We start from the raw sequence: 23,610 nt of genomic DNA, 5'->3' as shown, positions 1-23,610 counted from the left end.
GCCGGGCCGGGATCAACGCCGATTGATTGTCATCGGAACATAGGAAGAACGAGAACGGATTTCCAGTGCTCCGCACCAGCCTTCAACGGTTTCTTGGCGAAGGAGTTGCGGATTGGTCCGCAAACAACAATGGCCGGCGGCGCGGGACCAGCCTTGTCGGTATCGCCATATGTCTGTGCCGAACAACAAAAAGCCCGGCACGAGGCCGGGCTGAGTTGTTCTGGAGTCGACAGAGAGGGTCAACAAGCCTCAGTACTTCGCGATAACGGGACCGCCCCACTTGTAGTTGATGCGTGCGGTGACCACGTCGACGTCCTGGCTGATGCGATCGATGCGTGAGGTCACAGGAAGCGTCACAGCGGTGAAGCTGTTGCTGCTGGTCTGCATGAACAGATGGTCGTATTCGACCGCGAAGGACCAGTTCGGCGTGAAGCCATATTCCAGGCCAACGCCGACCGTACCGCCCCAGCGGGTTTCGCTGGCGTTGTCGAACACGACATTGCCGGGCACGGTGTAGCCTCGATACTTGTCGCTGGTCACGGCGGCGCCGCCCTTCACGTAAAGAAGGGTGTTGTTCCAGGCGTAACCGATCTGGCCGGTGAACAGACCGAAGGCTTCGATCTTGGACCGGTTGCCGGTAGTACCGAGTGCGAGCTGGCTGACGTTCGAGCCCTTGAAGTCTGCCCAGTTGCCTTGTGCTTCCAGGCCGAACACCCACGCAGCGCTCTGCCAGCGATAGCCGATCTGGCCGCCTGCCGTGCCGCCGCTTGCGTCATGGCATCCCTCGCTGAAGGCCAGCGCGACACCGAGAACCTGGGTCGTGTCCCAGCATTTGCGGCTCGTTCCCCAACCGCCGTTGCCGCCGATATAGAAGCCGGTCCAGTCATAGACGGCGGCGATCATCGGAGGCGCCTTGGTGTACGGCCGTGCTGCGAGATCGGCCGCAGAAGCGGACGTCGCCGAGCCGAGAACAGCGAGGGCGGCGGATGCGAGCAGAATTTTCTTCATGGCATGGCTCCCCTTGTGAGTGCTTCAACTCTAGCGCGATTCAGGCGATCAGGCTGTGCCTTCCTTGCAACGGAGAAAAACAAACGTAATGGTTGCGTGAAAATTTACGCGTTACAGTCGTGGGTAGTATTCGACCGCAGGCAATGGGCGAGCTCTTATCTCTCCGAAGCCGGGCTTCCAGCCAAACGAAAAGGCCGGCGTTTCCGCCGGCCTTTCCGTAGTCACGAGCCTGAAATCAGGCGCGAAGCTCAGTACTTCGCGACAACCGGGCCACCCCAGTTGAAGCGGTAGTTCAGGCCAGCCTTGACGGTGTGCTCGTCGTTGCGGGACGACAGGCCGATGATGCCAGCCGGCGACGGAGCAGCGAAGGTGGTCTTGCCGAAGTCGTAATACTGATATTCGACCTTGCCCGACCAGTTCTGGGTGAACAGGTATTCGAGGCCGGCGCCGACGGTGTAACCGTCATGCTTGGTGCCAGCTGCGAAGGCAACCGGAGTGCCGACGCCGGTCAGGACCAGCGATTCGTTGAAGTCGGAGTAGGCGTAGCCGCCCTTCACGTAGAGCAGTGCCGGACCCCAAGTGTAACCGATGCGACCGGTAACCGAGGCGAGGCCCTTCTGGTTCAGGTTGTAGGTGACGCCTGGCGTGGTGAGGAAAGCGACGTTGGTGTTGTTCGAACCAACCCAGCTGTACTGACCTTCGATGCCGAACACCCAGTTCGGAGCGAACTGATAGTCATAGCCGATCTGCACACCGCCGAGGAAACGGCCATCCGAATTGTCCGTGGTGCCGCCGAAGCCGTTTGAACCGTTGAACGCGCCGCCGACGTGACCGCCGATGTAGAAGCCGGTCCAGTTGTAGATCGGGGCGGGAACGTAGGCCGGAGCCTTAGTGTAGGGACGAGCGGCCAGGTCAGCGGCCATTGCCGGAACCGAAGCGCCCAGAGCGATCAGGGCAACGGTGCCCAACAGAAACTTCTTCATGTGAATTCTCCCCAAAATTGCTTCGCGTCGGCGAAGCCTCGTGTCCCGGCGCAAGCGCCAAATGCAATTCAGTGATCGAAATATACGCAAGTCTGCCAAAAAGTCCGTCACCCAAATAGCACACTCGTCTTCGATGTTTGGCCGTTTCTAAGTTAATGAAAGGTATATGAATTTTTGCGGGGCGCGGTTCCCTTCGGGTTCCACTATTGCTCGACTCAGACGCGACAGCGACGACTCGGTACTTCGTTGTCGCCCAACAATTCGCCAAGGGGTGTCCTTGAGAACAAAAATGGAACATGCTATATGGGAGGACGATCATATAAGAGATCGTGGATAACCCGGTCGCGGGGCCTGCGCGGGAGCGCGGACCGTATAGGGTCCCATCATCAGCGGCGTTTGCGCGCGGGCCAGGGCCTGCGCCGGCGCCCAATCAGCAAATTCAGGTTCGAGCGTAGGAGAGTGGCATGGCGGGTAGCGTCAACAAGGTGATTTTGGTCGGCAATCTCGGCAAGGACCCAGAAGTCCGCCGGATGCAGAACGGCAATCCGGTCGTCAACCTGACCGTCGCGACCTCGGATACCTGGCGCGACAAGGGCACCGGCGAGCGCAAGGAAAAGACCGAGTGGCATCGTGTCGTGATCTTCAGCGAAGGTCTCGCCAAGGTCGCCGAGCAGTATCTGAAGAAGGGCGCCAAGGTTTATATCGAAGGCGCGCTGCAGACCCGCAAATGGACCGATCCGCAGGGTGTCGAGAAATACTCCACCGAGATCGTGCTGCAGGGCTTCAATTCGACACTGACCATGCTCGACGGCAAGGGCGGCGGCGCGGGTGGTGGCGGCGGTTACGGCGGCGATGACATGGGCGACAGCTTCGGCGGCGGCCAGTCGAGCGCTCCGCCGCAGCGCCGCGTGGCCGCACCGGCAGGTGGCGGTGGTGGCCGCGGCAGCGACATGGATGACGACATCCCGTTCTGACTGTTGGTTGGAGCTGTGTGTAAACTAAAAAACGCTTTCGTCGCTTCTTCAATGACTTAGTGTTTTTCAGCTTCCGGATTGCCGACGAGACTCGAATCAGATTCTGTGGGGCCCGCTTGTGTAAACAAGGGGGGCTTTCGTTTGATAAATCAACGCATTGCCAGCCGATTTCGCGTAAAGCCCGTTGTAATGGAGGGCGGCGTACAGGGAGAGCGGGCTGCCGGACACTTGGGCTACTCGCTACAGCGCCATATTCCTCAGGAGCAAAGCCGGATCGATCAACACGATGTTGAAGGTGCTTCGCTCGATCGCGGCGACCGAAGAGTGGGCCGCATTGCGCGGGGTCAGCCTGATCGAGCGGCTGGAGACCGGCGATCTACTGACGCAGGAGGAAACCGTCGATCTCGTGAACTCGCTTCGTCTTGCACGCTCACCTGCCGTGGGAGGGCATGAGGCGTCGGTGACGCGAGAGGTGGTGGCTCCGAATAGCTGAGCACAACATTCGCATGATGGCCGCGCTCGTTGAGCCGCTTGCACAGCGCGTGGGCGAAGGTGGTCTTTCCTGCGGCTGCCGGGCCAAAGAATTCGATGATCATGCTCCCGAACCTCAAGAGGTTGTTGGTGCCTGCACGATTCGCCGAGGGTCCTGCACCTGAGGAAACAGGCGTTCCCGCTTTCGCGCCGCGACAATAAAACTCTCCGCCAATAATCCCGGCACCTTGAGCCTCCGGCACGCCTTTTCGAATGGCTCGATCAGCGCCTCGCAGAGATGTGGAAACAACCGGCCCGGTCGCGGGAGATAGCCGTAATACGTGCTCTCCACGACCTCAAATCCCTCATCCGACAGCAGGCTTGAAAATTGATACAAAGTCAGGGTGTTTCGAGGTCTGCTCGGATATGCCCAGTTCAGGACACGACTGAACGACCCGATGGGTGACGTTGCATTGAGCTGGATATTGCACACCAATACGCCGTCGTTGCGAAGATGCCGATAGATCGCCCGCAATGCGTCGCGCCTAAGCGTGTCTTCTGCATTCAAGAAGAACCGAAATGCGGTGGCAACGTCAAATGTCTGTTCGAGAGGAACCTTGGTGACGTCGACGCATAGCAGCGTCACGTTGTCTGGCACCGAAGCTGCCGAAAGCATCGCTTCTGACACATCGACCCCGACAACCGAGCCGAACAACCGAGCGGCGACCTTCGCAATGCGTCCGGTTCCGCAGGCGAAGTCGAGGCTTGTTCGCTGTGGCCCTCCGAGCCGGCGCAGAATGCTTTCGAGCAAGGGCTGTTCGACGTCCCGCCACAATGCCGCGCAATGGCCCACCTCGAAGGTGCTGACGTAGTCGGCAACGACATCAACCGACTGGTGGCTCGCGCGATAGCTGAACGTGTCTCCGTTGAGCATAAGGATATGTCCCTCGAGTCCGCCGACGCTAACCTCGATGTCGGGACGACGTCTTCATGCATTCGCACGATGCCGGAACGGAGCGATGATCGCTCGGGAAGGCCAACGAGGCCTGGCCGTTCGGAGGGGTCCGCGGATCCGAACAGTCATTCAAATGAACGTTGGTGTGGTTTGTAATCCGGCTAAGCTCTGACCTGCAGGTAAATGACAGCTTGTTCCGAGGCGCTGGGCATTCCACCATGATCATCGAGTTATTTGGGCCGCCTGGTGCAGGCAAGACCACACTTCTTCGCGGCCTCTGCCGGGGGCTGGCGCAAGAAGGCATCAACCTGAAGACAGTGAACGGTTATCGCCTGATTGAATATGCGTCGGCCCAGGATGACGGCCCGGAGACGCGCCATGGCATTGGGCGTATTGGCAGAAAGATTGCCACCTCCGGTCCTGTCTTGCTATCGACCCTGCCGAAGGACGGTGTCGCGGCGCGGCTTCTAGCATCAATCCCGCTACGAAGCCGCACATGGTCATGGCGCATGAAGGTCGACATCGCTCTACTGTGCGAATCTTGGCGTAAAGCGCAGGAATCGGAAGGTTACTTCATTTTTGAAGAAGGCCTGATCCAGGCATTGTGTGCGCTGGTTTTGCTGGCGCGAACTCCAAGCATTGACGTGGTTCGTGACTGCCTAGCGTTCCTGCCGCGACCGGACCTGCTTGTCCAGCTCGATGCGCCGCAGGAAACGTTGCGCCGCCGTCTTACGGATCGGCATGCGCACCAGCCGCTCATCGAAGTCCTCCTGTTCGAACTCGGCGTGGACAGGGGCTTGAAGCAGGCCAATATCTCAAGGGAGATCGGCGAGTGCTTGCGCCGGGACGGATGGTCCTTGATACAAGTCAACGGTGCCGACCCCCTCAATTTCGATAAGGTCATCACGCGAGTCCTGGGAGAGCATATCAATGAGACCGCCCTGGGTGACCAAGGCGATAAAAGCCAAACCACTGGATTAGCTGGCAACTATGAACTTGATGGATCTCAACATTTCGCACGAGGGCCTGGTGGCAGCATCTGACGCTCGCTCACGATTTGAATCATTGCGTGGTCGAGCCCCGGTCCGCCCGGAGCGAGGCATGGATACTTTGGGTCGCCTCGACTAGCGCGGTCCCCTGTCTCGGAGAGCCTTGCGTCCGAAACCAACCATTCAGCCACGATCAGCCCGTGAGGCGCGCACGAAACAAGGTGCAGCCGTCCGCCAGGCGCGACCTGGAGATATCCCGGAATCCAGCCTCGGTCACCGGCGCGCTCCTCGACCGCCTCACGCATCACGTCCATAACCACATATAATCCTTCTGATCTGCTGTCAGGACGTCCTGAACTTCTGCATCGCGCGCTGTGAGCTGATTGCTTGCAGCGCGTTTTGCTTTTTGAGGGTGCGGTTAGCTGTGGCAACGTGGCGGCAATATGATCTTTACAATGGAAAGATTTCTGCGATGGTGAGCTGATGCTGCCTCCTGAACACGAGGGCCACCATGTCGCTTCAGCCGCTGCTTGATGCCGCCGCTCCAATCCCGCTGCATGCTTTTGCGGCCATGGTCGCATTCGTGCTCGGTGTCGTTCAATTGATCGCGCCCAAGGGCACGCTGCCACACAGGACGCTCGGCTGGATCTGGGTGATCCTGCTCGCCACCGTTGCGATCAGTTCGTTTGGGATCCATGGCCATAGCTACCGGCTGTGGCGAGACTGGAGTCCGATCCACCTGCTGTCGATCCTGGCGCCGGTAATGCTGGTTGTCGCAGTGATCGCCGCGCGCCGGCACCGCGTCAGGGCGCATGCCATCACCATGATTTCGATCTTCGCCGGCGCCCTGGTGATCGCCGGCGTGTTCACCCTCGTGCCCGGCCGGGTCATGCACACCGTGGTGTTCGGTCGCTAGATTGCCGCAAGACGGCCGCATGATTTTCGCAAGATTCGGCTGCTTGGGGCTGGCTTATTCGAGGCCACTTCACAAGCCCTGTTCAGCTCCCGTAAGCATTTGAAAAATCAGCAAGAAAATAGGGCTTCGCGCGTTGCTGATGGGGTGGCTTGAAGGCGCGCGATGCGCTATATGATTCCCAGCAAAACCTGACCGGAAATCATCCTTGTCCGATAAAGAAGACCAGAAGCCTGGGGAGCCACCGGCCCCCTCGGATGTTCGTCCCGTATCCATCCTCGACGAGATGAAGCGTTCGTATCTCGATTACGCCATGAGCGTGATCGTGGCGCGTGCGTTGCCTGATGCGCGCGACGGCTTGAAGCCGGTGCATCGGCGCATTCTCTACGCGATGTATGAGAACGGCTTCGAATGGAACAAGCCCTATCGCAAGTCCGCGCGAACCGTCGGCGACGTCATCGGTAAGTATCATCCGCATGGCGATCAGTCGGTCTATGACGCCATGGTTCGCATGGCGCAGGACTTCTCGATGCGCGTGCCGCTGATCGACGGTCAGGGCAATTTCGGCTCGGTGGACGGCGATCAGGCCGCCGCGATGCGATACACGGAATCGCGCCTGACCAAGATCGCGCAGGGGCTGCTCGACGATATCGACAAGGACACGGTCGACTATCAGGACAACTACGACAGTTCCGAACGTGAGCCGAAGGTTCTGCCGGCGAAGTTCCCGAACCTCCTGGTCAATGGCGGCGGCGGTATCGCCGTCGGCATGGCGACCAATATCCCGCCGCACAATCTCGGCGAAGTCATCGATGCTTGTGTGGCGCTGATCGACGATCCCTCGCTGTCCATCGACGATCTGAACAAGATCATCCCGGGTCCGGATTTCCCGACCGGCGGCATCATCCTCGGTCGTGCCGGCATTCGTTCGGCCTATCACACCGGCCGCGGTTCCATCGTGATGCGCGGCAAGGTCGCCATCGAGCCGACGCGCAAGGATCGCGAAGCGATCATCGTCTCGGAAATCCCGTACCAGGTGAACAAGGCCACCATGGTCGAGCGTATCGCCGAGCTGGTGCGCGACAAGAAGATCGAAGGCATCTCCGATCTCAGAGATGAATCCGATCGTGACGGCTATCGCGTCGTCGTCGAATTGAAGCGCGATGTCGTGCCCGAGATCGTGCTGAACCAGCTCTACAAGTATACGCCGCTGCAGACCAATTTCGGCGCCAACATGGTTGCGCTGGATGCCGGTCGGCCGTTGCTGATGAACCTGAAGGATCTGCTGACGATCTTCGTCGCATTCCGCGAACAGGTCGTCACGCGCCGTACCAAATTCCTGCTCAACAAGGCCCGCGACCGCGCGCATATCCTTGTCGGTCTCGCCATTGCGGTGGCGAATATCGACGAGATCATCCGTGTGATCCGCACCTCGCCGGATCCGACGACGGCACGTGATATCTTGATGGAGCGCCGCTGGCCGGCACAGGACGTCGCGGCGATGATCACGTTGATCGACGATCCGCGCCATCGTCTTGAAGAGGACGGCACGGCACGCCTGTCGTTCGAACAGGCCAAGGCCATTCTCGATCTGCGCCTTGCACGCCTGACGGCTCTGGGTCGCGAGGAAATTTCCGACGAACTCGACAAGCTCGCCATCGAGATTGCCGATTATCTGGAAATCCTGCGTTCGCGCGCGCGCGTGCAAACCATCATCAAGGATGAGCTTGGTGCGGTAAAGTCGGAATTCGCGACGCCGCGCAAGACCGTCATCATGGAACAGGAAGGCGAGGTCGAAGACGAAGACCTGATCCAGCGCGAAGACATGGTGGTGACGGTGTCGCATCATGGTTACGTCAAGCGCGTGCCGCTTTCGACCTATCGTGCCCAGCGCCGCGGCGGCAAGGGTCGTTCGGGCATGGCAACGCGCGACGAGGATTTCGTCTCGCGCCTGTTCGTGGCCTCGACCCATACGCCGGTGCTGTTCTTCTCGTCGCGCGGTCAGGTCTACAAAGAAAAGGTCTGGCGTCTGCCGATCGCGCCGCCAAACGGCCGAGGCAAAGCGATGATCAACATCCTGCCGCTGGAGCAGGGCGAGCGTATTACCACGATCATGCCGCTGCCTGAAGACGAGGCGACGTGGGAAACCCTGGACGTGATGTTCGCGACCACCGGCGGCAATGTTCGCCGCAACAAGCTGTCGGACTTCGTCGATGTCCGCCGCTCGGGCATCATCGCGATGAAGCTCGACGAGGGCGAAGCCATCGTCGACGTGCAGATCGCGACCGAACATGACGACGTGCTGCTGACCGCTGCTGGCGGCCAGTGCATCCGTTTCCCGGTGACCGATGTGCGTGTGTTCCAGGGCCGCAGCTCCATGGGCGTACGCGGCATCTCGCTGGCGGACGGCGACAAACTGATCTCGCTGACGATCCTGCGCCACCTCGAGGCCAATTCCGACGAGCGCGCGGCCTATCTGCGCCGGGCCAACGCGGTGCGCCGCGGCGGTGCCGAGGAGCGGGCTGATGTGGCGGACGAAGCTGCGGCTTCCGCGGAGACCGAAGAGGCGACCGGCGCCATCGAGCTTGGCGAGCAGCGCTATGTCGAGATGTCTGCATCCGAGCAGTTCGTGCTGACCATCAGCGAGAACGGCTATGGCAAGCGGACTTCATCGTTCGAGTACCGAACCACTGGCCGCGGCGGCAAGGGTATCGTTGCGATGTCGGTCAATGGCCGCAATGGCAAGCTGATCGCCTCGTTCCCGGTCGAAGACAGCGACCAGATCATGCTGGTCACCGACAAGGGACAGCTCATCCGTTGTCCGGTGGAAGGCATCCGCATCGCCGGCCGCTCGACCCAGGGCGTCATCGTGTTCAACACGGCTGACGATGAGCATGTGGTCTCGGTGGAGCATATCGGCGAAGCCGGCGAGGGCGATGAGCCCGAGGCTGGTGCAGCAGCTCCGGAGGCGGAGGGCTAAGGCTCTCCGCAGCGGCTGTGACACGTTGAGAAAAACCCGCGGTTCATACCGCGGGTTTTTCTTTTATGTACGTGATGTGCGGGAGGGGGTGAGCGAAGCGAGAACCCATCACCTCGCGCGGGGGTTAAATCTCGATTTCGGTGCCAAACTCGACGACCTGTTTGGTCGGCACGCCGAAGAACGCTGCGGAGCGTTCGGCGTTACGCTGCAGGAACGCGAATACGGTTTCGCGCCACACCGCCATGCCGGCGACCTTGTCGCTGGGAATGATGGTCTCCCGGCCGATGTAATAGGTGATGTCGGCGAGGTCGATGCCAGGCAGCTTGCCCTGTTCTGAAGCCAGACCGAGCCCGTCCGAAATCGTTGGATACTGCATGAAGCCGTAATGCAGGATGACCCGCGTGATCCCTTCGATCACTTCGATGATCTCGGCGCGATCGGCATCCGGGATGCGTGGCACTTCGGCGATCAGCACGGTCACCAGAATGACGCGCTGATGCAGAACGTGGTTGTGCTTGACGAATTGCGTCAGTGCCAGCGGTACACCGTTCGGCATGGATGCCAGGAACACAGCGGTGCCGTTGAGACGCGCATGGCAGCGACTGACGGCCGTCTCGATCAGGTCCTCTTCGGGTTGACGCAATTTGGCCCGGGCGTTTTCAACCAGTTTGACACCGCTACGCCAGGTCAACATCAGGAACGCGACTGCGCCGGCCAACAGCAGCGGAAACCAGCCGCCCTCGAACAGCTTCGTGGAATTGGCGGCGAAGAAGATGCAATCGATGATGAAGAAGAAGCCGTTCACCGTCACGACGAGAAGCGGCGGATAGCCCCATTGCAGCGCGACCAGCGCGGCGAGCAAAGTAGTGATCGCCATCAGCAGCGATACGGCAATGCCATAGGCGCCTGCCAGGGCGTCCGATGTGCCGAAGCTGAGCACGGCGGCCAGCGTCGCCGCTGCCAGCAGCCAGTTCACCAGCGGCACATAGATCTGGCCCATCGCGTGGCTGGTCGTGTGCCGGATCTGCATCCGCGGCAGGAAGCCGAGCTGGATCGATTGCTGCGTCAGCGAGAACACACCGGAGATGATAGCTTGCGAGGCGATCACCGTCGCGACAGTGGCAAAGGCCACCAGCGGGTAGTGCAGCCAGTCCGGCGCCAGTTGATAGAACGGGTTATCGACGGCGGTGGGGTCGGCGATCAGCAGTCCCGCCTGGCCGAAATAGTTCAGCACCAGCGCCGGCAGCGCGATGGCAAACCAGGCGAGCCGGATCGGCATCCGTCCGAAATGACCCATATCGGCATACATCGCTTCACCGCCTGTCACGGCAAGGAAGGCCGCGCCGAGAATGGCAAAGCTGATGTGGAAGTCCTGATGGATCAGGAATTCGAAGGCATAAAGCGGGCTGACGGCAGCGAGCACGCCGGGCGATTGCACGATGCCATGGATGCCGAGCAGCGCGAGCACGGCAAACCAGCCCAGCATCACCGGCCCGAAGATGCCGCCGATGAAACCGGTGCCCTTGCTCTGCATCAGGAACAGTCCGATCAGAATGATGACGGTGAGCGGGACCACCAACGGCGCCAGTGACGGTGCATCGACCTTCAGGCCTTCAATGGCCGACAGGACCGAGATCGCCGGCGTAATGGCGCCGTCACCATAGAGCAGGGCGGCGCCGACGAGACCGACGACCAGCAAATGTATGCGCCATGTACCCGGCTCTGCGTTGCGCGCGTGCAGCAGTGCCAGCAGCGCGACGATGCCGCCTTCGCCGCGATTGTCGGCGCGCAGAATCAGAAGCGCGTATTTCAGGGAGATAATGAGGATCAACGCCCAGAGGATCAGCGATACCACGCCGAGCGTTGCTTCGGGCGTGAGAGGCCCGCCATGGGCCGCTGCCTTCACGGCTTCCTTGAGTGCATAAAGGGGGCTGGTGCCGATATCGCCATAGACGACGCCGAGCGCGCCGATCGTTGCCGTGAGAGGAAGTCCGCCAGAGTGGCCTGGCGATGCGGCTGGGATGGCGGTCACTGGCAGCCCTCACGGGACTCGCGCTTTCACGATCGCGCTTGACCGTCAGTCTGCGACGTTGCGTCGCGAATTGCTATGAAATTAGTTGAAGTAGCTGTCGCGAGAATTTCACTGAACTATGCATCGCGCCGCGGCGGGGGAGTGTAGTTCGATTACCCGGATTAAGTATCAGTACACCCCCGGCCCTGGCCGGGGCGCGGTATCCTTTGCCGCTTAGCGACGCTCGGTGGTCACGAGGCGGACTTCGCGGACAGTGATCGTCTTGCTGGCTGCGTTACGCAGGCAGGAGGCCTCGAAGTTCGGCCAGGCCTGCTCGGAGCAGTTGCGACCTACCGTGTGGATGTCCAGGCGGTCGGCCTTGGCGAGGGCCACCGGCACCGACGCCTCGACCTTCGGGGCGAAGCCCGGCAGAACGGTGAGGGCGGCTGCGATGAAAGCTGCGACGGCAACTGCTGAGAGAGTCTTGATCATGACGGTCCCCTGTCATTCAGGCCGTTTTGGCCCGGTTTGTTTGTCGCTTCCTGTGCTTGCCTGATTAATCAGACCCGGTTTCAGGAAGTTGTCGTGTCCGGGCAAAGTGGTTTCATCCGGCCCGGTTTATGTTTCATCCGAACGCGTGTGACGACACATGAGGCTGGAAAACCCAGTGTTTTCAGTATCGTCCCTGCGTACCCAGTAGACGCACTGACCGGCCTCCCGGTTCGAGTCCGGGGCAAAAATAATCACCTGCCATTCGGCCCCGGCGGGCGGAACCAAGTCGGCTTGCGGCTCGAACGGGGGCGGGGTAGGAGGGGGAATGCCTCGTATCGCGCTTTATCCCGGTTCATTCGATCCCGTCACCAATGGCCATCTCGATGTGGTCCGCCATGCCGTTGGCCTGTGCGACAAGCTCGTGGTCGCGATCGGCGTCCACCCTGGCAAGAAGCCGCTGTTCTCGACAGACGAGCGGCTGGAGATGGTGAAGCAGGTGTTCGGACCGCTGGCCTCAGCCGCCGGCTGCGAATTCGACTGCACGACCTATGACAATCTCACCACCACACTGGCGCAACAGATCGGTGCGACCATCATGATCCGCGGGCTGCGCGACGGCACCGATCTGGATTACGAGATGCAGATCGTCGGCATGAACGAGACCATGGCGCCGGATGTGCAGACGGTATTTCTTCCGGCCTCGGTCAGCGTCCGCCCGATCACCGCCACACTGGTCCGGCAAATCGCCGCCATGGGCGGCGACGTTTCGGCTTTCGTCCCGGACGCGGTTGCCAAGAGCCTCAAGTCCAAATTCGCCGCTTAATCAAACGCCGGCTGACCGGCCTTCTCTGATCCGGAGTTTCCATGATCCGTATAGTCGCACTTGCTGCCGCGCTGATCTTCGCGGTTCCCGCTGTCGTGCAGGCACAAGCTCCGGCCACTGCGCCGCTTCCGGCCGGCCTCGACAAGGCCAATTCCATCGTGATCGACACGACCAAGGGCCGGATCATCATCAAGCTGCGCACCGATATCGCTCCGCAGCACGCCGAGCGCATCAAGCTGCTCGCCCGCGAAGGTTACTACAACAACGTACCGTTCCACCGCGTGATGGACGGCTTCATGGCACAAACCGGCGACGGCAAGAACTTCAACGGCACCGGTGGATCGAAGTATCCGAACCTGAAGGCCGAATTCTCGCAGGTGCCGTACAAGCGCGGCGTGGTCGGCATGGCACGTGCCGGCGATCCGGATTCGGCCAATTCGCAGTTCTTCATCATGTTCGCTGAAGGCTCGTCCCTGAACGGCAAGTATACCGTGGTTGGCGATGTCGTCGCCGGCATGGACGTGGTGGACAAGCTCAAGAAGGCGCCTCCCGGCTCGGCCAGCGGTGCCGTGACTGACCCTGACAAGATGGTCAAGGTTCAGGTCGCTTCCGACATCAAGTGAGCATCATGATGCCGCGATGCAGGGTGATTGCTCTGCTCGCGGCATCATTGCTGTCTGGTGTCCTTCAGACGCATCCGGCATCGGCGCAGTCTGACGCCGTGAGCACGCTGGAGGGCATGTTCGGAAGGCTGAAAGCGTGCTGGCAACCGCCGGCATTGCCGCGCGGTCATCCGGGCATGGAGATCACGGTGCTGTTCAGCTTCAAACGATCCGGTGAACTTCTCGGAAGGCCGCGAATTACCTTCGAGACGCCGGATGCCTCTGAGGCCGACAGCGTTGCCTACCGAACGGCTGTGATGGAGACATTGCAACATTGCACGCCGATGCCATTTACCGGGGGCCTGGGCGACGCGGTCGCTGGACGCCCCTTCCGAGTGCGGTTTGACGACCGCCGAAACAAACCCAAACCAGTAGAGAGACGAGCATGGCTGTTACCGAGAATACTTTGATCCTTGAAACCACCCAGGGTCCCGTCACCATCGAGATGCGCCCGGATCTGGCACCGGGCCATGTCGCCCGTATCAAGGAGCTCGTGCGCGAAGGCTTCTACGACGGTATCGTCTTCCACCGCGTCATCGATGGCTTCATGGCGCAGACCGGCTGCCCGCAGGGCACCGGCACCGGCGGTTCGGGCAAGAAGCTGAAGGCCGAATTCAATAACGAGCCGCATGTGCGCGGCACGCTGTCGATGGCCCGTGCGGCCAGCCCCGATTCTGGCGACAGCCAGTTCTTCATCTGCTTCGACGACGCGTCCTTCCTCAACAAGCAGTACACCGTCTGGGGCAAGGTCACCGAAGGCATGGAAAACGTCGACAAGATCAAGCGCGGCGAGCCGGTGCAGAACCCCGACAAGATCGTCAAGGCCACCATGGCCGCTGACGCGGCCGCCTGATACAGGCGCATGCCGGGCTTCGGCCCGGATCATCTGACGAATGGGATGGGTTGCCGGGCGATGCCCGGCAATGCCATTTAGGGCCATGCGTACCGACATTTTCGATTTCGAGCTTCCTGCCGAGAACATCGCGTTGCGGCCCGCCAGCCCGCGCGATGCTGCGCGGCTGCTTGTGGTTCAGCCGGGTATCGGCGTGCAGGATCATGTCGTCTCGGATCTGCCGACCTGGCTGAAGCCCGGCGATCAGCTCGTAGTCAACGATACCAGGGTTATCTCGGCGCAGCTCAGCGGCCGCCGCATCGGCCGCGAGACTGAACCGAAGATCGATGCGACGCTGATCAAGCGGCTCGATGGTTCGCGCTGGCAGGCGCTGGTGCGACCTGCGAAGAAGTTGGCCGAAGGCGATACGGTTCGCTTCGGTAATGAAGGCCGCGTTTGCCTGCTCGGACATCTCGACGCTTTGGTCGAGCACAAGGGCGAAGCCGGCGAGATCATCTTCTCCTTCTCGTTTCATGGGCCGGCGCTGGATCAGGCGATTGCCGAACTCGGCGCGCCGCCGCTGCCGCCTTACATCGCCGGAAAGCGCGCGCCGGACGAGCGCGACACCGCCGACTATCAAACCATGTTCGCCGCCAATGACGGGGCTGTTGCAGCACCTACTGCGGGATTGCACTTCACGCCGGCGCTGGAAGCTGCCTTGAAGGCGCGTGGCGTCGGCCTGCATCGCATCACGCTGCATGTCGGGGCCGGGACGTTCCTGCCGGTGAAGGTCGACGACACCGCCGAACACAAGATGCATTCCGAATGGGGTACGATCTCGCGCGCAACGGCGGATGCGTTGAACACAGCGCATGCGGCCGGCGGACGCGTCGTTGCCGTCGGCACGACCTCGATGCGCCTGCTGGAAAGCGCGACGTCCGAGGACGGCGTTATTCATCCGTTCGCCGACGAGACTGCGATCTTCATCACGCCCGGCTATCGCTTCCGCGCCGTCGATATCATGCTCACGAATTTCCACCTGCCGCGTTCGACGCTGTTCATGCTGGTCTCTGCCTTTGCCGGCATGGATACGATGAAGCAGGCCTATGCCCATGCCATCGCGACCGGCTATCGTTTCTATTCATACGGCGACGCCAGTCTGCTGTTTCGGGACACAAGCAATCAATGACCGTCGCCAATCATTTCGAACTGCTGCGCACTGACGGCACGGCACGCAGGGGCCAACTGACGACGCCGCACGGTGTGGTCCGTACACCGGCTTTCATGCCGGTCGGCACCCTTGGCGCAATGAAGAGCCTGCACTGGCGCGACGTGCGCGATGCCGGCGCCGATATCGTGCTGGGCAATACCTACCACCTGATGTTGCGTCCCGGCGCGGCACGCGTCGCGTCGTTCGGCGGGTTACAGAAATTCACGACCTGGAACGGCCCGATGCTGACCGATTCCGGCGGCTTCCAGGTGATGTCGCTGGCGCAGTTGCGCAAGGTGACCGAGCAGGGCGTCACGTTCCGCTCGCATATCGACGGCGCCAAGTTCGAACTGACGCCGGAGCGCGCCATCGAGATCCAGCGGCTGCTGAATTCCGACATCGCGATGCAGCTCGATGAATGCGTGCGGCTGCCGGCGGAACGCGCCGATATCGACCGCGCTATGCAGCTGTCGCTGCGCTGGGCCGAGCGCTGCAAGCGCGCCTTCGAGACGGCGCCCGACGGCTACATGCTGTTCGGCATTGCGCAGGGCGGCGACGTGCCGGAACTGCGCCGCGCCAGTGCGCGCGGGCTCATCGACATCGGTTTTCATGGCTATGCGATCGGCGGCCTCGCGGTGGGCGAGCCGCAGGCGGTGATGCTGGCGATGATTGAGGAAGTGATCCCGATCCTGCCGTCGGACCGGCCGCGCTATCTGATGGGCGTGGGCACGCCGGATGATATGCTGGAAGCGGTAGCGCGCGGCGTCGACATGTTCGACTGCGTGATGCCGACGCGTAACGGCCGCCACGGCATGGCCTTCACACGCTATGGCCAGATCAATATGCGCAATGCGCGGCATCAGGACGATCCGCGGCCGCTGGACGAAGAGAGCACCTGGCCGGCCGCGCGAGACTATTCGCGCGCCTATCTGCATCACCTCGTGCGCTCCGGCGAAACGCTGGGCGCGATGCTGCTGTCGGAAATCAACATCGCCTATTACCAGAGCCTGATGCAGGGTATCCGCGCAGCCATCGAGGCCGGAACGTTCGAAGAGTTTCGGGCGCATACGCGTGAGTGCTGGGCACGTGGCGATATTCCGCCGCGGTAACCGCTCGTCGCGCGTGGAGAAAACACTAACCTGTCCATCAACCTGTCAGGTTCATCGATCGTTTGTCTCGCGGTAACCGGCCGCAAGCATTTCCATAGCCTTGTATTGCCGGAAAAACCTGCGGCTGGGGCGGGCTGGGAATCCTGCCCACCGCTCTCCTGCGGGCACGTCGCGCGTGACGCCGCTGGCACCGGCTATCTGTGCGCCGTCGCCGATCGTCAGATGAGGAGCAATTCCAGTCTGGCCGCCTATTGCAACAAAACTCCCGAGAGTTGCGGACCCGGCAATTCCGACTTGCGCGGCGATGAGGCAGTGTCTGCCAATCGTCACGTTGTGGGCGACCTGTACGAGGTTATCGAGCTTCGTCCCTTCGCCGATAAACGTGTTACGGGTCGACCCGCGATCGATGGTCGTGTTTGCGCCTATTTCGACGCAGTCCTCAATAATGACGCCTCCGACCTGGAGAATTTTTATATGTCCGCCTTTGTCAGGCACGAATCCGAAGCCGTCCTGCCCGATCGATACGCCTGGATGGACAATGACGTGATTGCCGACAGTTGCGTGCGCAATGATAGCGCCGGCGCCGACCGAGCTATGGCTCCCGATGGTTACGTCTGGACCGATCACGACGTTTGACCCGATATAAGTGCGTTCACCGATCTTGGCGCGAGGACCGATCACTGCGCCGGGATCGATGGTAACCCCGCAATCGATGATGGCTGAAGCATGAATCGTGGCGTTTGGAGAAATGCCGACAGTCTCGAAAAGTGACCCCGGGATAGCCGCCCCTGGATAGAGCAACGCGAGGATTCTCGAGTAAATCAAATACGGCTGAGGTGTCACAAAAGAATAGGTCTCCTTTGGAACGGACGCGCTGAAGCGCGGGGAGACGAGACAAGCGCCCGCATTCGTCTGCCTCAAGGCCTCAAGATACTTGTGATTGTCCATATAGCTCAGCTCGCCGCGGCGCGCTGTCTCTAGCGCTGCCCCAGCCGAAATGAGGAAATCTTTTGTAACAAAAAGTAAGCCCGCGATGCCTGCGACCTCACTAGCGGTGATCGTGCGCTTGGGCACGAAGAAGGGAATTTGACCGGTCATGACCGACTCCAGTGCGGGTATCCCCTCGACCCGAGAGACGGCTTCTCCGCTGTAGACCCGACAGCTGGTTAGCACGGCTTGGGAACATCAGAAATGGCGAAGGTGTGACTGCGGCGTGGCCATTGCCTGGTGCACGCGTGACCAGGATCGCTAGTTTCTGGCTCTTAAGAGATGCGATGGTTGCGCGTCGTTGCAATATCGAAGCGACGGGTCTGGTCGGAGCAGCTGACGCGATTCGAGGGGGATCGCTGGATTTGCTTCGGAGACATTCTTTCAGTTCCGGCGGGCGAGAAGAAATAGTCTCTACGACGCTGCAAAATCTCCAAAGCTCGAGCGCTGCTTGAAGCTTGCTACACCTCAGCGAAGGCCTTTCAGCGAACGAGAGATCTGACCCGCGCAGTTTAACAGCGGCGGCATAAATCGTTTGCGCAGATCGCTGACCTTGACGCGCGCCAATGCTGCGCCGACGCGGACGTCGGTCGAGACGGATATGTCGAGCCTCGGTGCGAGCGGCTGCTTTTGTTTGGAGCGTCAATGACGCATGCGCGATGCTGGCAGCGTTCGCCTTACGGGGCGTATTGGTTGTCCCATTCGCGTGGAAAGCAGCCCTCGACGGGCAAGCAGAGGCGCGGAGAAGGCGATAGTCGCAATCGACGTCTTCCTCGGATCGCTGAGCAATCCAAGATCAGCTCACGCCGGTCCGCGCGAACAGCGCTAGTTGCAGACCGTCCGGCGAAATGCATGCTTGGTCACAAAGCCATAGCCGCATGTATCGCAGGTCCAGAGATAGCTGACGACGTCATCGGTGAGAAAGGCCGACGCTTCGGCAGCAATCATCGAGTCCGCACAAACCGGGCAGGTCGGAAGATCGCTGCCACGCGGCGCGGGATGGGACGTTTTGGTCGTACGGACTTCAGCTGATGCTGACATCGTGACCTCCTTCGTCGTCTCATCGGACATGACACGATCCTAATCCGATTTGTTTGACCGTGTCGCAACACAAATGCGTTGCTTTGAAGTTTTTTACTTCACAGCATGTTTGTCGCAGCGCGTTCACCTTTGTGCGATGCCGCGTGCGTCACGAAGAATGCGCCTGTTACGATGAATGACATTTGTAAAATTTGCTGACACTGCCGGTCGTGCAGCAGAGGCGAGTAGCTGCCACATCGCGCCCTTGGTGCGGACGCATCTTCGGAGGCACGGTGGAAGCGATTGTGCAGCCGCTCAGCGGGCGCTATCTCTCGTCGGCAACGTTTGAAGGAATCTGACCCAGATGGCACAGCCCCCGCGACGCCCGCGCACTCTCCAGGATGCCCGCACCGAGGCGGAGGCGGCGTTCAAGAAGACGACCACCAAACCGGTCGAGGCACCGGTCGCCAAGGCAGCCATTCCCGGCGCGCGCGAACTGGTGTCGCTGCGGATCGATCAGGACGTGCTGGAATATTTCCAGCAGGACGGGCCGGGCTGGCAGGACCGTATGAATGATGCGCTGCGCAAGGCAGCCGGCAAGTAGGCTGCCGCTCTAGATCGCGGGCCTAGCGGTTAAGGAAGCCGCCAACGACGCCGCCGATGAAGCGGCCGGGACCGGCAGGATCGATGGCCGGGGCGGGCGCGGGCGCAGCCTGGCGCCGGACCACGGGGGCTTCCTCATAGGTCTGCTGTTGCACCTGGCGGCGCACCGGCTTCGCTGCGGGTGCCGGTTCCTCCTTCAGCGCGACGACCTCGGTGAGCAGTGCGGCATGCTGCACCTTGTTGAGATAGCCCGACGTCGGGTAACCGCGTGCCGCCTGCCACCGCGTGATCACGCCACGGGTCCCGGCATCGAAGCTGCCGGTCGCCTGGGTGTCGAAGCCAAGGCCGTTGAGACGGCGTTGCACGTCGCGGCGCTTCAGCTTGTCGAGGCCGATCTTGTCCTCGGTGAGCTGGTTGGCTTCCTCGGTAAACACGGCCTTGTCCACGCCCGGCGCAGCGGTACGCGGCGCCGTCGCGGCTTCCTGCAGTGCGGCGATACGGGCGAGGGCGAGGGGCTTGAACTGGCCGTTCGGATACATGGAAATGTAGGCGTTCAGTTCCTCCGGCCGGTTAGAGTCCTTGATCGAGCGCCAGAACTCAAGCTCGACATCGGAACCGGCGGTGGCCGCCGCGGGCATGGCGGCAGTGGGGCTGGCCGCGGCGACGGCGACCTGCGCCTGAACGTCCGGATTGAGATAGACTGCGCCGATCAGATTGGTGTGGCCCCAGGGCAGCTGGCCTTTGTTGGTTTCGTCCTGCACCTGCGCGCGCACTTTCGTCATCGCCTGCTGGATCTCGGCACCGGGCGTGGTGATGTTGTTCAACAGTGCGCGGGTAAACGGGCTGTTGCCGCCGCTCTTGCCGTCCAGCGCTGTCTGGCCGGGGCTGGTGGCGAATGCGATCAGCGTGCCTTCGCCGGACTTCATCTCGGCAAGGCCGGACGACACCGCGACGCTGCGCGTGGCAGATCCGCTGGAGCGGATCTTGGCGGCAAACGGATTGTCGCGGCAGGCATCGAGGAACACCAGCTTCACCTTGGCGTCGCCCATGGTCTGGTCGAGCGTGGTCTCGACATTGATGGCGGCACCGAGCTTGACGTCCATCTCCGACTTCAGATTGGCATCGATCGGCAAAAGGTAGTTGATGTTATTCACCGAGATACCGTGGCCGGCATAGAAGAACACCGCGACATCGGCGCCCTGCGCCTTGCGGCCGAAGTCGAGCAGCTTTTCGGTCATGCCGTCGCGCGTCAGGTTCGATCCTTCGATGACGTCGAAGCCGACATTGCGCAGCGCGCTCGCCATCGCCTTCGCGTCGATCGGCGGGTTCGGCAACGGATCGACATTCTTGTAGCTGCCATTGCCAACGACGAAAGCGACGCGCTTGTCGGCGAGCGCTGCATCCGCGCTGAACAGGATGGACAGCGCAGACAAAGCAAGAGCGAAGTGGCGCACGATACGATCTCCCCACGAATCCGGTCATTCGACCCTAGACACATTGGGAAAAGTACCAATTGCGGGCGTGCGCCAAAATGTCGAGACACGCACTCGGAGAATAAAATCGAAAAATGGAACCCGATGCGTCAGGCGGTCGCACGGATAGGCGGTCGATCGGTGCTGAGCAGGTTCAGCGTGTTGCCGGCCAGAATGAGAGCTGCACCGAGCAGCGTGAACATGTCGAGCCGTTCAGAATATAGTAACCATCCGATGGTGGCACTGAGTGGTACGCGCAGGAAGTCCATCGGCACGACCACCGTCGCATCGGCGTAGAGCATCGCGCGCGCCATGCAGAAGTGCGAGAAGGTGCCGCAGAAGGCGACTACGACAAGCCAGCCCCAGACATAGGCCGATGGCCACTGCCAGGCATAGAGCGCGGGGAAGACGCCGGCCACCGACTGCACCACGATCATCCAGAAGATGATCTTCAGCGCGCTGTCCGTGCGCGTCAGTGACTTGATCAATGTGATAGAGATGCCGAAGCCGAATGCGGCAGCCAGCGCGATCAGCTGGCCGGGATTGACGACGCCCGTGGTCGGGCGAACGATGACGATCACGCCGATCAGGCCGAGTACGATGGCGACGATCTTCCAGAGCGTCATGCGCTCGCCGAGAAAGAATGCCGCCATGATCGCGATCCAGATCGGCATGGTGAACTCGATGGAGACGAGCTGGCTCAGGGGAATGAGCGTAAGTGCGTAGAACCAGCCAAGCTGCGAGCCGTAATGCACGAGGTTGCGCGATACATGCGCCAGCGGCCGTGTGGTCCGCATGGCGCGGAAGCCGCCGTTGAAATACAGGATCGGCAACAGCATGACGAAGCCGAAGACCGATCGGATCTCCATCACCTGAAAGACATTCAGTTCGCGCAACGTCTCGCGACCGCCGATGGCGACGAACAGCATCAGAAGCAGCCAGCCGGACATCCACAGCGCGGCGCGGGCCTTCGACGGGGGGCGATCCATAATCCCTGAGAACCAGTTTCTTGCGCTGCGATGATTCACGCAGCGGTGTCAGCCTTACGGACAGGCTCTATCGGCGACATCGCCGGGCTTTGCAACGGACGAATCCGGTGGGGCTGCGTTGCGGCGGATGGTCCCGGGCGCTCTTTGGCAGAGGGCATAGAGGCAAAACAAAACCCCGGCTGTTTGAAACAACCGGGGTTCGAATTCCAAACGTGCGGAACGATCAGCTGCGGCTGAGCGAAATGCTGGCGCCCTTGAACTGGCCTTCGGAGGTGATGGAGACCTGCTGCTTGTTGCCGGTCGTCGTCAGGATCAGCTTCGCGTTGAAGGCTGGCGAGGAAACGTCAACATTGAACTTGCCGGCGGTTGCCCGACCCTCAAGCGACCCTGTCACGCCGCGGGTCGTCTCAGCCCAGCTGCCAGACAGCTCGCCGCCTCTGGCCTTCACATCACTCTTCAGCTCGAACTTGTAGCTGTCGCTGGCGCAGAGCAGGGACTGGTTGAGCCCCGCACCGTCGCCGCTCACGGCATAGGTCGCCTTGCAGCGAATGCGCTCCTTGGAGCCGTCCTCGAGTGAGATCGTCCCGTTGCCCGACCACACACCGGCCATACCGGCGAACGGCGCTGACTGGGCATATGCCGACGCGGACGTCAGACCGAGCACCGCACAGAGCACCGCGGTCCGAACAAGCGAACGCGGAGAGATCGAGGTAGGCTTCATGGGGGCATTCCTGGTTGGGGATTACTGACGCGAAGCTTCCCACCGACCGCTGCAGGGGACGCCGCCCGAGGCGCCGTTCCACTTGCCCGATCCGGTGTTGCCGGACAGCTGGCCGTTGGCGAAAGCAGGTCCGATCGACACGCGTACGGTGCCTTCGCGGCCAACCTTGCCATTGACGTCGGCGCCGGGCGCAGTGATGCGGCCTTCAGTGACGGTCAACGGATAGCGAGCCGTCGGCTCGCAGCTGCCGGTCTTGGTAACGATGGTCACATTCCAGAGCCCGTCATAGGCATTGTCAGCAGCTGCGAAAGCTGGAGCTGCCGAAACCAACGCTGCGCTGGCAATCAGCGAAACGGACAAGGCGGAACGGATGCGGTCAAAACGCATTGAATCAAATCCTCGATGTTGTGATGGCCACCTTATTGGGGGGTAATGTGTCCAAAATTTGCTGCGTTGCCGCATAGGCCCAAAACAACTCATGGGAAGCAAGCCGCGACGGGCAAGTTGGTTCCCTTTATCGACAGATTTGGTTGATTCGGGCGGGTTCCGGGGCCTTTTTAACCAGTTTTGGAGGCTTCTAGGCCAGTTTTGGCGCATTGGTCGCGAATTGCTCGTCCTGATAGGTTGCGGGCAAACGCTTGTGGACAGTCGCGAAGTCCACGACCTCGCCGAGCAGCTTGAGGCCCAGCGGCGCCAACGCGCGCTCCCAAAGCTCGCGAGCGGTTTCGCCTTTCTTCACGAAGCACCATTCCTGCGCGGCGATGGCGCCACCGTCCATGACATCGGCAAGGTGATAGATGGTGCCGCCGGCGATCGGGTCGCCTTCCTTGATGGTCCATTCCACGGCAGCGATGCCACGGTGACGGGGCAACAGTGACGGATGGTAGCCAATGCCGCCAAGGCTGGCTGCGGCGAGCGCATCCTTGCCGATGCGGGCGTGGCTGTGCGCCGTGATGATCAGCTCGGTGCCCTCGGCGATCTCGGAGGCTACGACGAGCTTCGGATTGGCCTGGACTGTCACCGGAATGCCTGCAGCCTTGGCGGCTGCGGCGAGCCGGTCCTCAGCATCTGCAACCACCACGGACGCGATCTCGACGTTGTGGGTCTTCAGCATATCAAGGGTCGTGACGCCGAAGTGTTTGGAGCCGACGAGGGTAATCCGCATGTTCGATTGTCCGGTGTTCAGAGGCTGAGGATGGTGTGAAAACCGGAAGTTCCGGCGTGGCTCATCGCGGTTATGGTGGGCGGGGAGGGGATCGAACCCTCGACCAGTCGATTAAAAGTCGAATGCTCTACCACTGAGCTACCCGCCCTAAAGTGCCGTATTGACGAAGCTGAACGGAGGAAACCGAGCCTTGCGGGGCGCGGTGAGGCCGGTCAGCCACGGCCGCGATGGCGCCCGCAAT

Annotated in this window: 24 protein-coding genes and 1 tRNA gene; 12 read left to right on the top strand and 13 right to left on the bottom strand. The window is 61.2% G+C overall.

Translation table 11 applies throughout. The features are described from left to right. Positions 1-249: 249 nt before the first annotated feature. Positions 250-1,008 (bottom strand): outer membrane protein, encoded by a 759-nt coding sequence (locus AB8A33_RS13600; protein ID WP_439093247.1) that lies wholly within the window; start codon positions 1,006-1,008, stop codon positions 250-252. Between the two features lie 248 nt (positions 1,009-1,256). Continuing rightward, entirely contained in the window at positions 1,257-1,991 is a 735-nt protein-coding gene (locus tag AB8A33_RS13595; protein WP_439093246.1) for an outer membrane protein, read from the bottom strand. A 464-nt stretch (positions 1,992-2,455) separates the two neighbouring features. On the opposite strand from AB8A33_RS13595, the gene AB8A33_RS13590 reads away from it, so the two are divergent. Further along, complete coding sequence (locus tag AB8A33_RS13590; protein WP_092142634.1) at positions 2,456-2,965, top strand: single-stranded DNA-binding protein; 510 nt, start codon at positions 2,456-2,458, stop codon at positions 2,963-2,965. Between the two features lie 286 nt (positions 2,966-3,251). Beyond that, positions 3,252-3,458 carry a hypothetical protein gene (locus tag AB8A33_RS13585; RefSeq protein WP_439093245.1) on the top strand — a complete coding sequence of 69 codons (207 nt, stop codon included), beginning with the start codon at positions 3,252-3,254 and terminating at the stop codon, positions 3,456-3,458. Positions 3,459-3,572: 114 nt separating this feature from the next. Here AB8A33_RS13585 and AB8A33_RS13580 read toward each other — a convergent pair whose 3' ends face one another. Then, the gene (locus AB8A33_RS13580) at positions 3,573-4,370 is read right to left on the bottom strand and encodes a class I SAM-dependent methyltransferase (protein WP_315841945.1); all 798 of its coding nucleotides are present in this window, start codon (positions 4,368-4,370) and stop codon (positions 3,573-3,575) included. A gap of 239 nt (positions 4,371-4,609) precedes the next feature. Between AB8A33_RS13580 and AB8A33_RS13575 the strand changes: the two genes are divergently transcribed. From AB8A33_RS13575 to gyrA, 3 genes are all read left to right on the top strand, one after another. After that, positions 4,610-5,434 carry an AAA family ATPase gene (locus AB8A33_RS13575; RefSeq protein ID WP_439063817.1) on the top strand — a complete coding sequence of 275 codons (825 nt, stop codon included), beginning with the start codon at positions 4,610-4,612 and terminating at the stop codon, positions 5,432-5,434. Positions 5,435-5,891: 457 nt separating this feature from the next. Continuing rightward, the gene (locus AB8A33_RS13570) at positions 5,892-6,296 is read left to right on the top strand and encodes a DUF2306 domain-containing protein (RefSeq protein WP_439093244.1); all 405 of its coding nucleotides are present in this window, start codon (positions 5,892-5,894) and stop codon (positions 6,294-6,296) included. A 205-nt stretch (positions 6,297-6,501) separates the two neighbouring features. Continuing rightward, positions 6,502-9,273 (top strand): DNA gyrase subunit A, encoded by a 2,772-nt coding sequence (gyrA, locus tag AB8A33_RS13565; RefSeq protein WP_439093243.1) that lies wholly within the window; start codon positions 6,502-6,504, stop codon positions 9,271-9,273. A 124-nt stretch (positions 9,274-9,397) separates the two neighbouring features. Here gyrA and AB8A33_RS13560 read toward each other — a convergent pair whose 3' ends face one another. Next, positions 9,398-11,305, bottom strand: coding sequence for a potassium transporter Kup (locus tag AB8A33_RS13560; protein WP_439093242.1), 1,908 nt, complete (start codon positions 11,303-11,305; stop codon positions 9,398-9,400). Between the two features lie 213 nt (positions 11,306-11,518). After that, a complete protein-coding gene (locus AB8A33_RS13555; RefSeq protein ID WP_089264450.1) occupies positions 11,519-11,776 on the bottom strand; it encodes a hypothetical protein in 258 nt (85 codons plus the stop codon). Positions 11,777-12,101: 325 nt separating this feature from the next. On the opposite strand from AB8A33_RS13555, the gene coaD reads away from it, so the two are divergent. The 6 genes from coaD (at position 12,102) to tgt (ending at position 16,412) form a co-directional block, all read left to right on the top strand. Next, complete coding sequence (coaD, locus tag AB8A33_RS13550; RefSeq protein WP_089264449.1) at positions 12,102-12,599, top strand: pantetheine-phosphate adenylyltransferase; 498 nt, start codon at positions 12,102-12,104, stop codon at positions 12,597-12,599. A gap of 41 nt (positions 12,600-12,640) precedes the next feature. Continuing rightward, the gene (locus AB8A33_RS13545) at positions 12,641-13,222 is read left to right on the top strand and encodes a peptidylprolyl isomerase (protein ID WP_439093241.1); all 582 of its coding nucleotides are present in this window, start codon (positions 12,641-12,643) and stop codon (positions 13,220-13,222) included. Positions 13,223-13,227: 5 nt separating this feature from the next. Then, positions 13,228-13,671 (top strand): hypothetical protein, encoded by a 444-nt coding sequence (locus AB8A33_RS13540; protein ID WP_439095933.1) that lies wholly within the window; start codon positions 13,228-13,230, stop codon positions 13,669-13,671. Then, a complete protein-coding gene (locus AB8A33_RS13535; RefSeq protein WP_116663619.1) occupies positions 13,647-14,114 on the top strand; it encodes a peptidylprolyl isomerase in 468 nt (155 codons plus the stop codon). Before AB8A33_RS13540 ends, AB8A33_RS13535 begins: the two co-directional genes overlap by 25 nt. Positions 14,115-14,199: 85 nt before the next feature. Further along, positions 14,200-15,282 (top strand): tRNA preQ1(34) S-adenosylmethionine ribosyltransferase-isomerase QueA, encoded by a 1,083-nt coding sequence (gene queA / locus AB8A33_RS13530; protein ID WP_439093240.1) that lies wholly within the window; start codon positions 14,200-14,202, stop codon positions 15,280-15,282. Continuing rightward, the gene (tgt, locus tag AB8A33_RS13525) at positions 15,279-16,412 is read left to right on the top strand and encodes a tRNA guanosine(34) transglycosylase Tgt (RefSeq protein WP_439093239.1); all 1,134 of its coding nucleotides are present in this window, start codon (positions 15,279-15,281) and stop codon (positions 16,410-16,412) included. The genes queA and tgt overlap by 4 nt, the downstream gene beginning before the upstream one ends. A 51-nt stretch (positions 16,413-16,463) precedes the next feature. On the opposite strand, the gene lpxD is transcribed toward tgt, so the two are convergent. Together lpxD and AB8A33_RS13515 are read right to left on the bottom strand one after the other, a co-directional pair. Then, positions 16,464-17,510, bottom strand: coding sequence for a UDP-3-O-(3-hydroxymyristoyl)glucosamine N-acyltransferase (gene lpxD / locus AB8A33_RS13520; protein WP_439093238.1), 1,047 nt, complete (start codon positions 17,508-17,510; stop codon positions 16,464-16,466). Positions 17,511-18,224: 714 nt separating this feature from the next. Next, positions 18,225-18,440, bottom strand: a complete 216-nt coding sequence (locus tag AB8A33_RS13515; RefSeq protein ID WP_068730943.1) for a hypothetical protein — start codon at positions 18,438-18,440, stop codon at positions 18,225-18,227. Positions 18,441-18,783: 343 nt separating this feature from the next. Here AB8A33_RS13515 and AB8A33_RS13510 point away from each other — a divergent pair, with 343 nt between their 5' ends. After that, the gene (locus AB8A33_RS13510) at positions 18,784-19,023 is read left to right on the top strand and encodes a BrnA antitoxin family protein (RefSeq protein ID WP_439093237.1); all 240 of its coding nucleotides are present in this window, start codon (positions 18,784-18,786) and stop codon (positions 19,021-19,023) included. A gap of 22 nt (positions 19,024-19,045) precedes the next feature. On the opposite strand, the gene AB8A33_RS13505 is transcribed toward AB8A33_RS13510, so the two are convergent. The 6 genes from AB8A33_RS13505 to AB8A33_RS13480 form a co-directional block, all read right to left on the bottom strand. Continuing rightward, complete coding sequence (locus AB8A33_RS13505) at positions 19,046-20,476, bottom strand: caspase family protein (protein ID WP_439093236.1); 1,431 nt, start codon at positions 20,474-20,476, stop codon at positions 19,046-19,048. Positions 20,477-20,604: 128 nt separating this feature from the next. Then, the gene (locus tag AB8A33_RS13500; RefSeq protein ID WP_439093235.1) at positions 20,605-21,483 is read right to left on the bottom strand and encodes a DMT family transporter; all 879 of its coding nucleotides are present in this window, start codon (positions 21,481-21,483) and stop codon (positions 20,605-20,607) included. A 223-nt stretch (positions 21,484-21,706) separates the two neighbouring features. Next, positions 21,707-22,204 (bottom strand): hypothetical protein, encoded by a 498-nt coding sequence (locus AB8A33_RS13495; RefSeq protein WP_439093234.1) that lies wholly within the window; start codon positions 22,202-22,204, stop codon positions 21,707-21,709. A 21-nt stretch (positions 22,205-22,225) separates the two neighbouring features. After that, on the bottom strand, positions 22,226-22,591 hold the full coding sequence (locus AB8A33_RS13490; RefSeq protein ID WP_439093233.1) for a hypothetical protein: 366 nt from the start codon (positions 22,589-22,591) through the stop codon (positions 22,226-22,228). A gap of 190 nt (positions 22,592-22,781) precedes the next feature. Next, on the bottom strand, positions 22,782-23,369 hold the full coding sequence (locus tag AB8A33_RS13485; RefSeq protein ID WP_089264406.1) for a formyltransferase family protein: 588 nt from the start codon (positions 23,367-23,369) through the stop codon (positions 22,782-22,784). Positions 23,370-23,442: 73 nt separating this feature from the next. Continuing rightward, positions 23,443-23,517, bottom strand: a tRNA-Lys gene (locus AB8A33_RS13480). Between the last annotated feature and the right edge of the window lie 93 nt (positions 23,518-23,610).

This window comes from Tardiphaga sp. 813_E8_N1_3 (genome assembly GCF_051811025.1).
Taxonomy (GTDB): Bacteria; Pseudomonadota; Alphaproteobacteria; order Rhizobiales; family Xanthobacteraceae; genus Tardiphaga.
Note: the sequence above shows the minus strand (reverse complement) of the source record. Positions and strands in the feature narration are given on the sequence as shown.

Coding starts and splice junctions, on each gene's coding strand:
- AB8A33_RS13570 (WP_439093244.1), top strand. CDS start 5,892: ATGTCGCTTCAGCCGCTGCTTGATGCCGCCGCTCCAATCCCGCTGCAT.
- queA (WP_439093240.1), top strand. CDS start 14,200: ATGCGTACCGACATTTTCGATTTCGAGCTTCCTGCCGAGAACATCGCG.
- AB8A33_RS13515 (WP_068730943.1), bottom strand. CDS start 18,440: ATGTCAGCATCAGCTGAAGTCCGTACGACCAAAACGTCCCATCCCGCG.
- AB8A33_RS13535 (WP_116663619.1), top strand. CDS start 13,647: ATGGCTGTTACCGAGAATACTTTGATCCTTGAAACCACCCAGGGTCCC.
- AB8A33_RS13580 (WP_315841945.1), bottom strand. CDS start 4,370: ATGCTCAACGGAGACACGTTCAGCTATCGCGCGAGCCACCAGTCGGTT.
- AB8A33_RS13590 (WP_092142634.1), top strand. CDS start 2,456: ATGGCGGGTAGCGTCAACAAGGTGATTTTGGTCGGCAATCTCGGCAAG.
- AB8A33_RS13585 (WP_439093245.1), top strand. CDS start 3,252: ATGTTGAAGGTGCTTCGCTCGATCGCGGCGACCGAAGAGTGGGCCGCA.
- AB8A33_RS13495 (WP_439093234.1), bottom strand. CDS start 22,204: ATGAAGCCTACCTCGATCTCTCCGCGTTCGCTTGTTCGGACCGCGGTG.
- AB8A33_RS13490 (WP_439093233.1), bottom strand. CDS start 22,591: ATGCGTTTTGACCGCATCCGTTCCGCCTTGTCCGTTTCGCTGATTGCC.
- AB8A33_RS13510 (WP_439093237.1), top strand. CDS start 18,784: ATGGCACAGCCCCCGCGACGCCCGCGCACTCTCCAGGATGCCCGCACC.
- AB8A33_RS13575 (WP_439063817.1), top strand. CDS start 4,610: ATGATCATCGAGTTATTTGGGCCGCCTGGTGCAGGCAAGACCACACTT.
- AB8A33_RS13555 (WP_089264450.1), bottom strand. CDS start 11,776: ATGATCAAGACTCTCTCAGCAGTTGCCGTCGCAGCTTTCATCGCAGCC.
- AB8A33_RS13600 (WP_439093247.1), bottom strand. CDS start 1,008: ATGAAGAAAATTCTGCTCGCATCCGCCGCCCTCGCTGTTCTCGGCTCG.
- AB8A33_RS13540 (WP_439095933.1), top strand. CDS start 13,228: ATGATGCCGCGATGCAGGGTGATTGCTCTGCTCGCGGCATCATTGCTG.
- AB8A33_RS13500 (WP_439093235.1), bottom strand. CDS start 21,483: ATGGATCGCCCCCCGTCGAAGGCCCGCGCCGCGCTGTGGATGTCCGGC.
- AB8A33_RS13485 (WP_089264406.1), bottom strand. CDS start 23,369: ATGCGGATTACCCTCGTCGGCTCCAAACACTTCGGCGTCACGACCCTT.
- AB8A33_RS13545 (WP_439093241.1), top strand. CDS start 12,641: ATGATCCGTATAGTCGCACTTGCTGCCGCGCTGATCTTCGCGGTTCCC.
- coaD (WP_089264449.1), top strand. CDS start 12,102: ATGCCTCGTATCGCGCTTTATCCCGGTTCATTCGATCCCGTCACCAAT.
- AB8A33_RS13595 (WP_439093246.1), bottom strand. CDS start 1,991: ATGAAGAAGTTTCTGTTGGGCACCGTTGCCCTGATCGCTCTGGGCGCT.
- tgt (WP_439093239.1), top strand. CDS start 15,279: ATGACCGTCGCCAATCATTTCGAACTGCTGCGCACTGACGGCACGGCA.
- lpxD (WP_439093238.1), bottom strand. CDS start 17,510: ATGACCGGTCAAATTCCCTTCTTCGTGCCCAAGCGCACGATCACCGCT.